The organism is Aquincola sp. J276, from assembly GCF_024700035.1.
Taxonomy (GTDB): domain Bacteria; phylum Pseudomonadota; class Gammaproteobacteria; order Burkholderiales; family Burkholderiaceae_C; genus Aquincola; species Aquincola tertiaricarbonis.
On sequence record NZ_JAJONC010000001.1, the window covers coordinates 1,438,830 to 1,452,724 of the forward strand.

At 67.4% G+C, this 13,895-nt stretch carries 11 protein-coding genes, 3 tRNA genes and 1 rRNA gene; 3 read left to right on the forward strand and 12 right to left on the reverse strand.

Features of this window, described 5'->3' with window-relative positions:
• Positions 1–256: 256 nt before the first annotated feature.
• The 3 genes from LRS14_RS06595 to LRS14_RS06605 all read right to left on the reverse strand — a co-directional run bounded on the left by LRS14_RS06595 (position 257) and on the right by LRS14_RS06605 (position 2,009).
• Positions 257–333: transfer RNA gene (locus LRS14_RS06595), tRNA-Ala, on the reverse strand.
• 7 nt (positions 334–340) lie between these two features.
• Positions 341–417: transfer RNA gene (locus LRS14_RS06600), tRNA-Ile, on the reverse strand.
• A 63-nt stretch (positions 418–480) separates the two neighbouring features.
• Positions 481–2,009: ribosomal RNA gene (locus tag LRS14_RS06605) — 16S ribosomal RNA — on the reverse strand.
• A 397-nt stretch (positions 2,010–2,406) separates the two neighbouring features.
• Here LRS14_RS06605 and LRS14_RS06610 point away from each other — a divergent pair.
• Positions 2,407–3,072: a class I SAM-dependent methyltransferase gene (locus LRS14_RS06610; RefSeq protein WP_257799020.1), complete on the forward strand. Its 666-nt coding sequence runs from the start codon at positions 2,407–2,409 to the stop codon at positions 3,070–3,072.
• 4 nt (positions 3,073–3,076) lie between these two features.
• On the opposite strand, the gene LRS14_RS06615 is transcribed toward LRS14_RS06610, so the two are convergent.
• The 4 genes from LRS14_RS06615 to LRS14_RS06630 all read right to left on the reverse strand — a co-directional run bounded on the left by LRS14_RS06615 (position 3,077) and on the right by LRS14_RS06630 (position 7,576).
• Positions 3,077–4,036, reverse strand: coding sequence for a nitronate monooxygenase family protein (locus LRS14_RS06615; RefSeq protein WP_157039847.1), 960 nt, complete (start codon positions 4,034–4,036; stop codon positions 3,077–3,079).
• Positions 4,033–5,823 (reverse strand): acyl-CoA dehydrogenase, encoded by a 1,791-nt coding sequence (locus LRS14_RS06620; protein WP_257799021.1) that lies wholly within the window; start codon positions 5,821–5,823, stop codon positions 4,033–4,035. Before LRS14_RS06620 ends, LRS14_RS06615 begins: the two co-directional genes overlap by 4 nt.
• A gap of 68 nt (positions 5,824–5,891) precedes the next feature.
• Entirely contained in the window at positions 5,892–6,824 is a 933-nt protein-coding gene (locus tag LRS14_RS06625) for an electron transfer flavoprotein subunit alpha/FixB family protein (protein WP_257799022.1), read from the reverse strand.
• Positions 6,825–6,826: 2 nt separating this feature from the next.
• On the reverse strand, positions 6,827–7,576 hold the full coding sequence (locus LRS14_RS06630) for an electron transfer flavoprotein subunit beta/FixA family protein (RefSeq protein ID WP_257799023.1): 750 nt from the start codon (positions 7,574–7,576) through the stop codon (positions 6,827–6,829).
• Between the two features lie 136 nt (positions 7,577–7,712).
• On the opposite strand from LRS14_RS06630, the gene murI reads away from it, so the two are divergent.
• Positions 7,713–8,519: a glutamate racemase gene (gene murI / locus LRS14_RS06635; protein WP_046116106.1), complete on the forward strand. Its 807-nt coding sequence runs from the start codon at positions 7,713–7,715 to the stop codon at positions 8,517–8,519.
• 52 nt (positions 8,520–8,571) lie between these two features.
• Here the strand turns inward: murI and LRS14_RS06640 are convergent, their stop codons facing one another.
• From LRS14_RS06640 to LRS14_RS06660, 5 genes are all read right to left on the reverse strand, one after another.
• Positions 8,572–9,888, reverse strand: a complete 1,317-nt coding sequence (locus tag LRS14_RS06640; RefSeq protein ID WP_257799024.1) for an MFS transporter — start codon at positions 9,886–9,888, stop codon at positions 8,572–8,574.
• A gap of 58 nt (positions 9,889–9,946) precedes the next feature.
• Entirely contained in the window at positions 9,947–10,180 is a 234-nt protein-coding gene (locus tag LRS14_RS06645; protein WP_257799025.1) for a hypothetical protein, read from the reverse strand.
• A 97-nt stretch (positions 10,181–10,277) separates the two neighbouring features.
• The gene (locus LRS14_RS06650) at positions 10,278–10,823 is read right to left on the reverse strand and encodes a VUT family protein (RefSeq protein WP_046116104.1); all 546 of its coding nucleotides are present in this window, start codon (positions 10,821–10,823) and stop codon (positions 10,278–10,280) included.
• A 50-nt stretch (positions 10,824–10,873) separates the two neighbouring features.
• Positions 10,874–10,962 (reverse strand) — tRNA-Leu (locus tag LRS14_RS06655).
• Positions 10,963–10,988: 26 nt separating this feature from the next.
• Positions 10,989–12,479: a caspase family protein gene (locus LRS14_RS06660; RefSeq protein WP_257799026.1), complete on the reverse strand. Its 1,491-nt coding sequence runs from the start codon at positions 12,477–12,479 to the stop codon at positions 10,989–10,991.
• Between the two features lie 50 nt (positions 12,480–12,529).
• On the opposite strand from LRS14_RS06660, the gene LRS14_RS06665 reads away from it, so the two are divergent.
• Complete coding sequence (locus LRS14_RS06665; RefSeq protein ID WP_257799027.1) at positions 12,530–12,721, forward strand: hypothetical protein; 192 nt, start codon at positions 12,530–12,532, stop codon at positions 12,719–12,721.
• Positions 12,722–13,895: the final 1,174 nt, after the last annotated feature.

A 13,895-nucleotide genomic window follows, 5' to 3' on the forward strand; every position in this document is an offset into this window, starting at 1 on the left:
TGAGGCGTCGTCAAGGACTGAAAATCAACTATCTGTTGACTTTGAGTATTTACGCGTTATGCCGAACTTCAATTCTTGAAGTTTGTTTTGACGCAATCATTGAACGTCACCTTCGCTTCGGAAACAGCTTTCACTGCATCCAATGCGTCGACAACAATTACTGATTTCGACTCTTTGAATTGTTAAAGAACGACAGGCAACCACACGGATCGCACAGGCCAAGAACTCATCAGTTCTTGGCCTGAACAATCTTCATTGGTGGAGGTGAACGGGATCGAACCGATGACCCCCCTGCTTGCAAAGCAGGTGCTCTCCCAGCTGAGCTACACCCCCCAATAGGTGGTGGGTCTGGTTGGATTCGAACCAACGACCCCCGCCTTATCAAGACGGTGCTCTAACCGACTGAGCTACAGACCCCAATCTGCCGTCAAGTACAGCCGATAAGCGTGGGCGCAAGAATTAAAGCACCAGACTATCCAGAAAGGAGGTGATCCAGCCGCACCTTCCGATACGGCTACCTTGTTACGACTTCACCCCAGTCACGAACCCTGCCGTGGTAATCGCCCTCCTTGCGGTTAGGCTAACTACTTCTGGCAGAACCCGCTCCCATGGTGTGACGGGCGGTGTGTACAAGACCCGGGAACGTATTCACCGCGGCAAGCTGATCCGCGATTACTAGCGATTCCGACTTCACGCAGTCGAGTTGCAGACTGCGATCCGGACTACGACCGGTTTTCTGGGATTGGCTCCCCCTCGCGGGTTGGCAGCCCTCTGTACCGGCCATTGTATGACGTGTGTAGCCCTACCCATAAGGGCCATGAGGACCTGACGTCATCCCCACCTTCCTCCGGTTTGTCACCGGCAGTCTCATTAGAGTGCCCTTTCGTAGCAACTAATGACAAGGGTTGCGCTCGTTGCGGGACTTAACCCAACATCTCACGACACGAGCTGACGACGGCCATGCAGCACCTGTGTTCTGGCTCTCTTTCGAGCACTCCCAAATCTCTTCAGGATTCCAGACATGTCAAGGGTAGGTAAGGTTTTTCGCGTTGCATCGAATTAAACCACATCATCCACCGCTTGTGCGGGTCCCCGTCAATTCCTTTGAGTTTCAACCTTGCGGCCGTACTCCCCAGGCGGTCAACTTCACGCGTTAGCTTCGTTACTGAGAAGAAACCCTCCCAACAACCAGTTGACATCGTTTAGGGCGTGGACTACCAGGGTATCTAATCCTGTTTGCTCCCCACGCTTTCGTGCATGAGCGTCAGTGCAGGCCCAGGGGATTGCCTTCGCCATCGGTGTTCCTCCGCATATCTACGCATTTCACTGCTACACGCGGAATTCCATCCCCCTCTGCCGCACTCTAGCCATGCAGTCACAAATGCAGTTCCCAGGTTGAGCCCGGGGATTTCACATCTGTCTTGCATAACCGCCTGCGCACGCTTTACGCCCAGTAATTCCGATTAACGCTTGCACCCTACGTATTACCGCGGCTGCTGGCACGTAGTTAGCCGGTGCTTATTCTTCAGGTACCGTCATTACCCCAGGGTATTAGCCCAGAGCGTTTCTTCCCTGACAAAAGCGGTTTACAACCCGAAGGCCTTCTTCCCGCACGCGGCATGGCTGGATCAGGCTTGCGCCCATTGTCCAAAATTCCCCACTGCTGCCTCCCGTAGGAGTCTGGGCCGTGTCTCAGTCCCAGTGTGGCTGGTCGTCCTCTCAGACCAGCTACAGATCGTCGCCTTGGTAGGCCTTTACCCCACCAACTAGCTAATCTGACATCGGCCGCTCCAAAAGCGCGAGGTCTTGCGATCCCCCGCTTTCACCCTCAGGTCTCATGCGGTATTAATCCGGCTTTCGCCGGGCTATCCCCCACTTCTGGGCACGTTCCGATGCATTACTCACCCGTTCGCCACTCGTCGCCAGGTTGCCCCGCGTTACCGTTCGACTTGCATGTGTAAGGCATGCCGCCAGCGTTCAATCTGAGCCAGGATCAAACTCTTTAGTTCGATCTTGTTTAATCACTCAAAGAATTGAAGTGAACTTCACTTCCATGAGCGTTTGAGGTCCGAAAACCCCGTTGCCTTGCGGCTTGACGGTGCTCGCCTTCAAACGCCCACACTTATCGGCTGTAACTTTTTAAAGAACTGCGGCCCTTGCAGGTCGCTGCTGATTTCGTTTGCAGTAATCAGCGAAGACAGTGATTATGACGTTCTTTTTAAATCCCTGTCAACTGCCGGGTCTTTCGATCCGCTTCGCTTGCCATTCGCCGCCGCTTCCTTCGAAACAACCGCGCTGTGATCAGCGAAGCCTTGCACTATAGCATGGGATTTTTGAGGCGGTCAACTTTTTGCGTGGTTGATGTTTGCAGGTGGCGCGTCACAGGCCAGGGCCCAGAATCGGACGATGGTCAAACCTCAGGCGAACCACGCTGCACTTCCCCATGGTCCTGATGCCGATGCGGCGATGGCCCAGTATGAAGAGCGCGCCGGGCGCTATGACTGGGAGCTCGCAGCTTTTGAGCCTGTCCGCCGTGCGGCGATCGAGCAACTTGCGATCGGCCCCGGGCAATCGGTGGTGGATGTGGGCTGTGGCACCGGCTTGAGCCTGCCGCTGCTGGGAGCGGCCGTGGGCCCACGGGGCCGTGTGCTCGGCGTGGAACCTTCGCCGGGCATGCTGTCCAGGGCGCGCGCCCGCGTCGTGGGCATGCGCATGCCCTGGATCGACCTGCAGCAGTCGGTTGCCGAACTGGCGGACTTCTCCGGCATCGCCCCGGTCGACGCCATGCTGTTCCACTTCACGCACGACGTGCTTCGCAATCCGCGTGCAGTGCAGTGGCTGATGTCGCAGGTGAAACCGGGGGGCCGGGTGGTGGCCGCAGGGCTGCAATGGGCACCTTTGTGGGCGGTGCCAGCCAATCTCTTCGTCTGGTCGGCGGCGATGTATTCGACGACTTGCCTGGAAGGGCTGGCGTGCCCGTGGGATCTGTTGCGGCCCTACCTCTGCGAGGTGGAGGAGCAGTCGCTGTGGGCCGGTTCGATCTACATCGCCGCCGGCCGACGACGAGACTGAGTCTTCAGGCGAGAGACAGCCGTGTGCGCGCCTCGACATACTCGCGCTGAAGGCGGGCCACCAGTTCGCGTGCAGGCAGCACCTGCTTGACGGCCCCGATGCCCTGGCCCGAACCCCAGATGTCCTTCCAGGCCTTCTTGGCGCCATCGCCACCGAAGCTCATCTTGCTGGGATCGCTGACCGGCAGGTTGTCGGGGTCGAGCCCGGCGCTGACGATGGAGCGCTTCAGGTAGTTGCCATGCACGCCAGTGAACAGGTTGGAGTAGACGATGTCATCCGAGGCGCCGTCCACGATGGCCTGCTTGTAGTCGTCACTGGCACGGGCTTCTTCGGTGGCGATGAAGGCGCTGCCGATGTAGGCGAAATCGGCGCCCATGGCCTGGGCGGCCAGCACCGCAGCGCCGGTGGCGATGGAGCCGGACAAAGCGATCGGGCCATCGAACCACTCGCGGATCTCCTGGATGAGCGCAAACGGGCTCTTCACGCCGGCGTGGCCGCCCGCGCCGGCCGCCACGGCGATGAGACCGTCGGCGCCCTTCTCGATCGCCTTGTGGGCGAAGGTGTTGTTGATGATGTCGTGCAGCACCACGCCGCCCCAGGCGTGGACGGCTTCGTTCACGTCGGTGCGCGCGCCCAGCGACGTGATCACGATGGGCACCTTGTAGCGGGCGCAGACCTCCATGTCGTGCTCGAGCCGGTCATTGCTCTTGTGCACGATCTGGTTAATGGCAAAGGGTGCGGCCTTGGCTTCCGGATGCGCGCGGTCGTGGGCGGCCAGCGTCTCGGTGATCTCGGCCAGCCAGTCTTCCAGCTGCGACGCCGGGCGTGCATTGAGCGCTGGCATCGAGCCCACCACGCCTGCCTTGCACTGCTCGATGACGAGCTTCGGATTGCTGACGATGAACAGCGGCGAACCGATGATGGGCAAGGGCAGGTTCGCAAGTACGGGGGGCAATGCCATCAGAAGGCCTCCAGAGCCATGTGGGTGACGCCCTCGCTACCTTCGACGATGCTGTGACACACGCCGGGCACCTTGGACAGGATGTGGTCGGCATAGAACCGACTGGTGATGATCTTGGCCGCCATGAACGGCTCGTCGACGCCGGCGGCCAGGCGTTCCTCGGCCACCAGCAGTGAACGCGCCAGCTGCCAGCCCGCCACCAGGTTGCCCGCCAGCATGAGGTACGGCACGGACCCCGCAAACACGGCGTTGGGATCGGCCTTGGCCTGCTGGACCACGAAGTCGACCACCCGCAGGAAAGCCTCGCGCCCTGCCTGCAGGTGCTGCCGCACCGCGCCAGCGTGCACGCTGCCGCTGGCGGCCAGGGCCTGCTCGGTCTGCTCGATGCGCGCGGCGATGGCACGTGCCGTGGCGCCGCCATCCCGTGCCGTCTTGCGGCCGACAAGGTCGTTGGCCTGGATGGCCGTGGTGCCTTCATAGATGGTCAGGATCTTGGCGTCGCGGTAGTACTGGGCCGCGCCGGTTTCCTCGATGAAGCCCATGCCGCCATGCACCTGCACGCCCAGGCTTGCCACGTCGATGCTCATCTCGGTGCTGTAGCCCTTGACCAGCGGCACCATGAATTCATAGAAGGCCTGGTTCTGTTGCCGCACTTCGGCGTCCGGATGGGCATGAGCAGCGTCGTAGGCGGCGGCGGCGGTCAGCGCCATCGCGCGGCATCCCTCGGTGCAGGCCCGCATCGTCATCAGCATGCGCTTGACGTCGGGGTGGTGGATGATGGGGGCGGCCGTGCGCATGGAGCCATCCACCGGCCGCGACTGCACGCGCTCGCGGGCGTAGGCCACGGCCTTCTGGTAGGCCCGCTCCGCCAGCGCGATGCCTTGCGTGCCGACGGCAAAACGGGCGGCGTTCATCATGATGAACATGTACTCGAGGCCGCGGTTTGCCTCGCCCACCAGCGTGCCGATGGCGCCGCCATGGTCGCCGTACTGCAGCACGGCGGTGGGGCTGGCCTTGATGCCGAGCTTGTGCTCGATGCTCACGCAGTGCACGTCGTTGCGCGCGCCCAGCGAGCCGTCGGCATTCACCAGGAACTTGGGGACGATGAAGAGCGAGATGCCCTTGACGCCCTCCGGCGCACCGGTCACGCGGGCCAGCACCAGGTGGACGATGTTGTCCGCCATGTCGTGCTCGCCGAAGGTGATGTAGATCTTGGTGCCGAAGATCTTGTAGGTGCCATCGGGCTGAGGCTCGGCGCGGGTGCGCACCGCCGCCAGATCGGAACCCGCCTGGGGCTCGGTGAGGTTCATCGTGCCGGTCCAGCTGCCGTCGATCATCCTGGGCAGGTACAGCGCCTTCTGCTCGTCGGTGCCGGCGGTCAGCAGCGCCTCGATGGCGCCGTCGGTCAGCAGCGGGCACAGCGCGAAGCTGAGGTTGGCGCTGTTGATCATCTCGATGCAGGCCGCGCCGATGGTCTTGGGCAGGCCTTGCCCGCCGAATTCAACCGGATGCTGCAAGCCCTGCCAGCCGCCTTCGCCGAACTGGCGGAAGGCCTGCCTGAAGCCCGGCGTGGTGGTCACCTGGCCGTCCTTCCAGGACGAGGGATGCTTGTCGCCTTCCCAGTTGAGTGGCGCCACGACGTTCTCGTTGAAGCGGGCACATTCCTCCAGCACGGCCTGGGCGGTGTCGATGCCGGCTTCTTCGAAGCCGGGCAGTTGCGACAGCGTCTGCAGGCCGGCCAGCTCCTGCATGCAGAACAGCATGTCGCGCACGGGGGCTCGGTAAGTCATCTGGTTGTCTCCGATGGATCGCGAGAAAAAGGCGCCGCAAGGGGCGCCTTCACTCCTGCCGGTGCGCCTTACAGCGCCTTCACCAACTCCGGCACCGCATTGAACAGGTCCGCCTCCAGCCCATAGTCGGCCACGCTGAAGATCGGCGCCTCGGGGTCCTTGTTGATGGCCACGATGACCTTGCTGTCCTTCATGCCGGCCAGGTGCTGGATGGCGCCCGAGATGCCCGCGGCGATGTACAGCTGCGGCGCGACGATCTTGCCGGTCTGGCCGACCTGCCAGTCGTTGGGCGCGTAGCCCGCATCCACCGCGGCGCGGCTGGCGCCCAGTGCGGCACCCAGCTTGTCGGCCAGCGGGGTGAGCACTTCGTTGAACTTGTCGCTGCTGCCCATCGCCCGGCCGCCCGAGACGATGATCTTGGCGGCCGTCAGCTCGGGCCGGTCGTTCTTGGCGATCTCGCTGCCGACGAACGTGGCCTTGTCGCTGGTGGCGGCGGCTTCGGCCTTCTCCACTGCGGCGCTGCCACCTTCGTGCGCGGCGGCGTCGAAGCCGGTGCCGCGCACGGTGATGACCTTGACCCCGTCAGTCGCCTGCACCGTGGCGATGGCGTTGCCGGCGTAGATCGGGCGCTCGAAGGTGTCGGCGCTGACCACCTTGGTGATGTCGCTGACCTGGCCGACGTCGAGCTTGGCGGCCACGCGCGGGGCGATGTTCTTGCCGCTGGCCGTCGCCGGGAAGACGAGGTGGCTGTAGTTGCCGGCGATCGCCAGCACCTGCGCGGCGACGTTCTCGGCCAGGCCGTGCTCCAGGCCGGCGGCTTCGGCCAGGATCACTTTGCTGACGCCCGCGATCTTGGCCGCCGCATCGGCCGCGCCCTGCGCGTTGTGGCCGGCGATGAGCACGTGCACGTCGCCGCCCATCTGGCTGGCGGCAGTGACGGTGTTGAAGGTCGCGCCCTTCACGGTCGCGTTGTCATGTTCTGCGATAACAAGTGCGGTCATGGTCAGATCACCTTGGCTTCGGTCTTGAGCTTGCTCACCAGCGTGGCGACGTCGGGCACCTTGATGCCGGCGCTGCGCTTGGGCGGCTCGCTGACCTTCAGGGTCTTGATACGCGGGGCCACGTCGACGCCCAGGTCGGCCGGCTTGACGACCTCCAGCGGCTTCTTCTTGGCCTTCATGATGTTGGGCAGCGTGACGTAGCGCGGCTCGTTCAGGCGCAGGTCGGTGGTGATGACCGCGGGCAGCGTGACCGACAGGGTCTCCAGGCCGCCGTCGACTTCACGGGTGACCGATGCTTTCCCATCAGCAACTTCCACCTTCGAGGCGAAGGTGGCCTGCGGCAGGTCCGCCAGCGCGGCCAGCATCTGGCCGGTCTGGTTGCAGTCGTCGTCGATGGCCTGCTTGCCCAGGATCACCAGGCCGGGCTGTTCCTTGTCCACCAGCGCCTTGAGCAGCTTGGCCACGGCCAGCGGCTGCAGCTCGTCGGTGCACTCGACCAGGATGCCGCGGTCGGCGCCGATGGCCATCGCGGTGCGCAGGGTCTCCTGGCACTGCGTGGGGCCGCACGAGACAGCGATGACCTCGGTGGCCACGCCCTTCTCCTTCAGCCGCACGGCCTCTTCCACCGCGATCTCATCGAACGGGTTCATGCTCATCTTCACGTTGGCGATGTCCACGCCGGTGCCGTCGGCCTTGACCCGCACCTTGACGTTGTAGTCCACCACCCGCTTCACGGGGACGAGTACCTTCATGCGCTTGTGCTCCTAGCAATGGGAAATCAAAAACGAACGATCGTTCGATTCTAAGGGCCAAGGCCGCCGGAACGTGCATTCTTGGCACCCGGGCTGACCCGAACCTACACTGCGCGCCCGATTCGGCGCCCTGTCCATGACCACCTCCGCCCTGCCGGTGCACATCGGCGTCTTCGACTCCGGCCTTGGTGGCCTGTCGGTGCTGCGGGCACTGCGTCACAGCCTGCCGGCCGCCCAGCTCAGCTACCTGGCCGACAGCGGCCATGCGCCCTATGGCGAGCGTGACGCCGTCTTTGTCAGCGAGCGCACCGCCCGGGCCGCGGCCTTCCTGCGTGAACAGGGCGCGCAGTTGCTGGTGATCGCCTGCAACACCGCCACCGCGGCGGCCGTGGCCGGGCTGCGGCAGGCGATGCCGGACTGGCCCATCGTGGGACTGGAGCCCGGCCTGAAGCCCGCGCTGGCCCTGACCCGCCGCGGCAGCGTGGGCGTGATGGCCACCCAGGGCACCCTGTGCAGCCCCCGCTTCGTGACGCTGAAGAACCGGCTGGCCGCTGCGGCGCCGCAGGTGCGCATCCATCTGCAGGCCTGCGTCGGGCTGGCCCGGGCCATCGAGCAGCATTCGCTGCACAGCGCGGAGGTGGGCGAATGCATCGAGCGCCATGCGGCGCCGCTGCGCGCTGCGGGCTGTGACGTGGTGGTGCTGGGCTGCACCCACTATCCGCTGGTGGCCGGGCGCATCCAGGCTGCGCTGGGCCAGGACGTGCAGCTGGTGGACACGGCCGACGCCGTGGCGCGACGCACCGTCGCCTTGGCCACGGCCTTGCCGGCCCTGCAGCAGGCGCCCGGCTGCACGCTGTGGAGCACCGGTGACCCGGCAAAGCTGCAGGCCGCAGCCGAGCGTTGGGCCGGCGTGGTGGCGACGGCCGGGCAGGCCCCGGTGTAGGCCGTCGCCGGGGTGCAGGCCCGGCGCTGCTGCACGGGCCACTTCGGGAAAGTCAGTCGGCGGAAGAGCCGCCTGCCGCGCCCACGCCGCGGGCCACGTCGATCGGCCGCAGCAGCAACAGGCCGGCGACGAAGAACACCGCCGTGGACAGGATGGCCAGCCGGTGGTTGCCGGCCGTGAGCCAGGTCACCAGGCCGTAGGTGAGCGGACCCAGGATCGCGGCCAGCCGGGTGGCGAAGGTCCACAGGCCGAAGAACTCGGCCAGTCGGTCGGCTGGCGCCAGGGCACCGGCCAGCGCACGACCGGCTGATTGGCTGGAGCCCATGCACAAGCCGGCCAGGACCGCCGCCACCCAGAACAGGCCGGGCCCGGTGGCGGCATAGGCCAGCAGCGTCATCACCAGCCAGCCCACCAGCGTGGCGCCCAGCGTGCGCTTGTGGCCCGAACGGTCCTGCCAGTAGCCGAAGAGGAAGGCCCCCGCGGCCGAGGCGATGTTGACCGCGAACACCAGCGCCATGGTGTCGGTCTGCTGGAAGCCCAGCGCCTGCTCCGCATACACCGCGGCCAGTGCCACCACCACGGCGATGCCCGCCTGGTAGGCGGTGCTGCAGGCCAGCAGCCACGCGAAGTCCCGGTAGTGCGCCGCCTGGTGGCCGGTGCGTGCCAGCCGCGCCAGGGCCTGACCAACACCCGCCTGGCCGGCCGGACCGGCGGGCTGCGGCTGCGGCTGCGCCCGTTCCTTCAGCAGCACGAAGGTGGCGACCGAGGCTGCCGCGTACACGCCGGCGGTGATCAGCATGGTGACGGGCACGAACTGCGCGGCCTCCTGCCCCTGTCCCTGGGCCCACAGCACATAGGCCAGCGACAGGCCCAGCGACAACATGCCGCCGAAGTAGCCGAAGCTCCAGCCCCAGCCGGACACGCGGCCAATGGCCTCGCGCCGCGCCAGCTCGGGCAGGAAGGCGGCGTTGAGCGCCTCGCCGTACGAATAGAAGGTGTTGGACACGATGACCGCCACCGCCGCCAGGGCCACGTCGCCGCGGCCGCAGGCCGCCAGCGCCAGCGTGGCCAGCACGCAGCCGGCCGTGGTCCAGGCCAGCACCCGCTTCTTGGCACCGCGCTGGTCGGCATGCGCCCCCAGGGCGGGCACGGTGAGCATGGTGATGGCGCTGGAGACCGCGATGCACAGCGTCCACGCCAGCGTGGCCCAGCTGGCGCCCTGCGCCACCACGCCCACGAAATAGGCGTTGAACACGGCGGTGAGCACCACCGTCGTGTAGCCGGAGTTGGCGAAGTCGTACATCGCCCAGCCGAACACCTCGCGCTTGCGCACGCCGGCGTTCAAAGCCGCTTGGGGAAACCAGCTCAAGCCACCTCCTGCAGTCCACGGGCGGCGCAGGCTAACACCCCGCGGCCCCGCGGCAGGACTAGGAGGGGGTGCGTCCGCTGGTGCGCGGCGGGGCCGGGGGCGGCATGAAGTCGGCCATCACGGCCTCGAAGCAGGCGGCGCCCTCGGCACTGCCGTAGGCACGCAGGCCGCGGCCGGGTCGCCAGTCACGTCCGCTGGCGGGATCGGTGAGCACCACATCCACCTCGGGCGCACCCGCGGCCCGTCGCTGCAGGACGAGGTGGACGGCGGCGGGTTGGGACGAGGGATTCATGCGGGTGCGCTCCTGTGTGGCACCGATTCTTGGCCCTGGAACGCGGGGGGTGGCATCGCCCGCACGGGGGATTGGCCCGCCGCCGTGGGCGGTGTCGTCAGCGCCCGGTAGGCACCCACAGCGACAGCCGCGGCAGCATGGCGCGGTAAGGCACCAGCAGCACCACGGCCATCAGCCACTTGACGCCCAGGTCGCCGGCGGCCAGGGCGCGCCAGTCCAGATCGGTGCCGGCAAAGGCCAGCGAGAAAAACAGCAGCGTATCGATGACCGAGGCGACTGAAGACCCGACAAACGGGGCTTTCCACCACGATTGCGTGCGCCAGCGGTTGAACACCGCCACGTCCAGCAGCTGCGACACGATGAAGGCGACGCCCGAGGCCAGCGCGATGCGCCACGGCGCCAGCAGCAGCGACACCACCACCGCGATGGCAAAACCCATCCATGCCACCCGGCGCGCGGCGGAGGCGCCGACCGCGCGGTTGGTGAGGTCGGTCACCAGGTAGGCCACCGGAAAGGTGAAAGCACCCCAGGTGAGCCAGTCGTTGATGGGGAACTGGACGAGGAAGTTGGACGAGACGATGACCAGCATCATCGCCAGCACGGGACGCCACAGGCGCCCGAGCGGAAGCCGGGTGTCGGACATGGGAGGAATCCAGGGAGTGGATGGGACGGCGCGCCGCGCGGGTCGCCGCCTGGTGCCGGGGACGGGACTCGAACCCGTACGCCGCTTGCGCGACAGCAGATTTTAAGTCTGCGGCGTCTACCGATTTCGCCACCCCGGCCGGGGCGCGGAGCATACCGGACGCAGCTACTTGCGCTGGTTGTCGAGCGAGGGCGGCGGCGTGTAGCCCAGCTCGCGGGCACGCGCCTCCCAGCGTGCGGCGGGCTGCGGCTGGTCCTGGCGGCGGTAGTGCAGCGCCAGCTCGTAGCTGGCGATGCCGTTGCCCAGCTCGGCGGCGTACTGCATCCAGCCTTCGTAGCGCGACAGCTCGGCGCCGCTCTGCGCGCCGGTGCGCCAGGCGCGGCCGACGCGGGCGGCGGCGTCCTTGTCGCCGCGGGCGGCCTTGAGCAGGTCGGCCTGGTAGTCCTTGTCGGCCCCGGGATGCGGCTCGAAGGACCGGCGGAACAGCCGGATGTCGTTGCGCCGCAGGATGGCCGCAGCCTCCTTGGCGCCCTCGCGCATCACCTCCGCGCCGCCGGCCAGCTTGCTGTCGGGCCAGCGCTGCAGGTAGCGGTCGGCCAGGCGCACCACGTCGGGCGGCCACACGGTGGCCTGCAGCGTGGCCCAGTCGCCGGCCTCGTCCTCGGTGCGGAAGCGGCTGCCGCCGGCCGCGGCCGTGCTCGCCGGCCGCGCCGCCAGCAGCACCGGCTGCCGCGTGTTCTCGGCGATGAAGGGGAACTGCGCGAACTGCCGGATCAGCGACACCGGATGGTTGAGCATGGTGCGCTGGGTTTCCAGCTTGACCAGCCGGAACAGGTCGGAGAACGACAGCTCGTCCGACGCGGTGCCCAGCTGGTGCACCAGGGCACCGGTGTAGAAGGTGTTCTGCGTCTCGTTGTTGGGCGCCAGCGCGGGCTTGCCGGCGCCGGTGGAAAAGGCGATGAGGCAGCCCGGCGGCGCTTCCACCTGGTTCAGGCCCTCGCCGGGCTTGAGCGCGGCGCGCAGGTCGGTGCGGCAGGCATCGATCACCGCGATGGTCAGGCCCTGCTCGCGGCGCGGCAGCTTCAGCACCACGTCGGGCTGCAGCACCATGCTGCCCTTGAGCAGCGTCTCGGGCGTGCCCGACGGGTTGACGCCGGCGCCCAGCAGCAGGTTCTCCGCATTCAGCTGCACGCCGTGGCCGCTGAAATAGAACAGCACGATGGCATCGGGCGGCGCGGCCGCCACCCGGCGCAGGAAGGCCTCCACCGTGGCGCGCGCGGCGGCCGGGTCGAGGTCGATGCCGGCGGTGACCTGGAAGCCGCGCCTGGCCAGCGCCGCCTCCATGTCGCGCACGTTCTTGTGGATGGAAGGCAGGTCGAAGGGCTCGGGATAGGCGCGGTTGCCCAGCACCAGGGCCAGGCGCTCGCCCAGCACCACCGCGGCCGGCACCTCCGGCGCGACGGTAGGTACGGGCGCGGTGGCCGCGGGCGACGGATTGCCTGCCGGTGCCACGGGCGCGGCACCGTACTGCGCCGCCACGCGGCCCGCGGCGCCGCCCAGCCAGGCCGCCAGCGGCCATTGCCACAGCCGGCGGCGCAGGCGCGACGCCAGCCGGCGCCGGAGGGCGGAGGGAGCTTCGGGATCTGGGCGAGTCATTTCGGGCAGTCCAGCGCGGGCCAGGGGGATCGCATTGTTCCGGCAAACGGATGCCGTCACTGCCCTGCGTGGCCGGCCGGCCCGGGCCCACCTCCGCGATGACGCCGGCCCGCAGCCGCACCGCCACGTTCTCGGTGCGCACCGCCTCCTCGAAACGTTCCTTGCGCGCCTGCTCGGAGACCGAGGCCACCGACGACAGCGAGCCGCTCAACTGCGGCGACGCCGGCAGGAAGCCGTTGTAGAGCACCGGCACCTCGCTGAGCAGGCCGGCGCCGTCGTGGAAGAAGCTGTAGAGCCCGGCGCCGATGCGCGGGCCGGTGAGGTAGACGGCCGTGGAGCCGCGCGCGCCGTTCTTCGGCAGCACCTGCACGAAGCCGGCACTCAGGCCGGCACGCGGCGCATCGGTGCCGATGGCGCCCACGTCCACCGCGATCGGCGCGTCGCTGTTGCCGAAGCTGCCTTCCAGCGTGTAGGCCGCGGGGTCGAGCAGCGTGAGCTGCAGGCCGGGCGTGGAGCGCACGGTGCCGAAGGCCTCGTCGTTGTACCAAAGCCGTGCGCGGATCACGCTGCCCGGATCGGTGCGCAGGCTGCCGGCAGTGATGCGCACCAGGTCGGCCGCCACGCCGTCCACCGGCACGGGGGTGCCGTCGATCGCCACCGTCTGGTTGCCGATGCGCAGGTTCTGCCCGGCCAGCGTGATGACCGACTGCCGCGCCGGCAGCGCCAGGTTGTTGGCGTCGCCCGCCGTGTTGGGCTGCCAGGCACTGCCGAAGCTGGTGGGCGACAGCGTGGCCTCGTTGGCGCTCAGGGCCGACAGCCCGCCGCGCAGGTCGTTGGCCACCTGCCCCAGGCGGATGGAGCCGCCGGCCGGCGACAGCAGCAGCAGGCTGGTGTCGGCGGCGCTCGTGATGCTGCTGCCTTCGGCCTGCACGATGACGTCGCTGGCGAAATGCAGGCTGCGGCCGGCGGGATCGACCACGCCCACGGCCACATCGGCCGGCGCATAGCTGGGCGCGGCATGCGCCACCAGCGCCAGCTGGGCAGTGCCCTCCAGCGACCAGGTGCCGACGAGCGTGAGCAGTCCGCCGTCCATGCGGCTGCTGCCGGCGGACAGGCGCAGGTCGCCCAGCACCAGGTCGGCATGAACGCCGGCCGCGTCGGCGCTGGACAGCTGCAGCGAAGCCGCGTCGATCGACAGCGGCTGCGCGGCGCTGGTGTTCCAGCGGTTGCCTGCCGCGGTGGCGGTGATGGCACCGCCCGCGGCCAGGCGGATGGGGCCGGTGGCCGCGACGGTGACCGGCGCTGCGTAGGTCTGGTCGCCGCTGGTGGTGACGGAGCCGGCCAGCGTGACGGCGCCTTGCGCGTCGATGGACTGCAGCGTCTGCGACCCGCCGAGCTGCAGCGAAGCCCCGGCCG

Excerpts from the sequence above, each read along its gene's own strand:
- LRS14_RS06610 (WP_257799020.1), top strand. The coding sequence starts at position 2,407 with ATGGTCAAACCTCAGGCGAACCACGCTGCACTTCCCCATGGTCCTGAT.
- LRS14_RS06620 (WP_257799021.1), bottom strand. The coding sequence starts at position 5,823 with ATGACTTACCGAGCCCCCGTGCGCGACATGCTGTTCTGCATGCAGGAG.
- LRS14_RS06625 (WP_257799022.1), bottom strand. The coding sequence starts at position 6,824 with ATGACCGCACTTGTTATCGCAGAACATGACAACGCGACCGTGAAGGGC.
- LRS14_RS06630 (WP_257799023.1), bottom strand. The coding sequence starts at position 7,576 with ATGAAGGTACTCGTCCCCGTGAAGCGGGTGGTGGACTACAACGTCAAG.
- murI (WP_046116106.1), top strand. The coding sequence starts at position 7,713 with ATGACCACCTCCGCCCTGCCGGTGCACATCGGCGTCTTCGACTCCGGC.
- LRS14_RS06645 (WP_257799025.1), bottom strand. The coding sequence starts at position 10,180 with ATGAATCCCTCGTCCCAACCCGCCGCCGTCCACCTCGTCCTGCAGCGA.
- LRS14_RS06650 (WP_046116104.1), bottom strand. The coding sequence starts at position 10,823 with ATGTCCGACACCCGGCTTCCGCTCGGGCGCCTGTGGCGTCCCGTGCTG.
- LRS14_RS06660 (WP_257799026.1), bottom strand. The coding sequence starts at position 12,479 with ATGACTCGCCCAGATCCCGAAGCTCCCTCCGCCCTCCGGCGCCGGCTG.
- LRS14_RS06665 (WP_257799027.1), top strand. The coding sequence starts at position 12,530 with ATGCCGTCACTGCCCTGCGTGGCCGGCCGGCCCGGGCCCACCTCCGCG.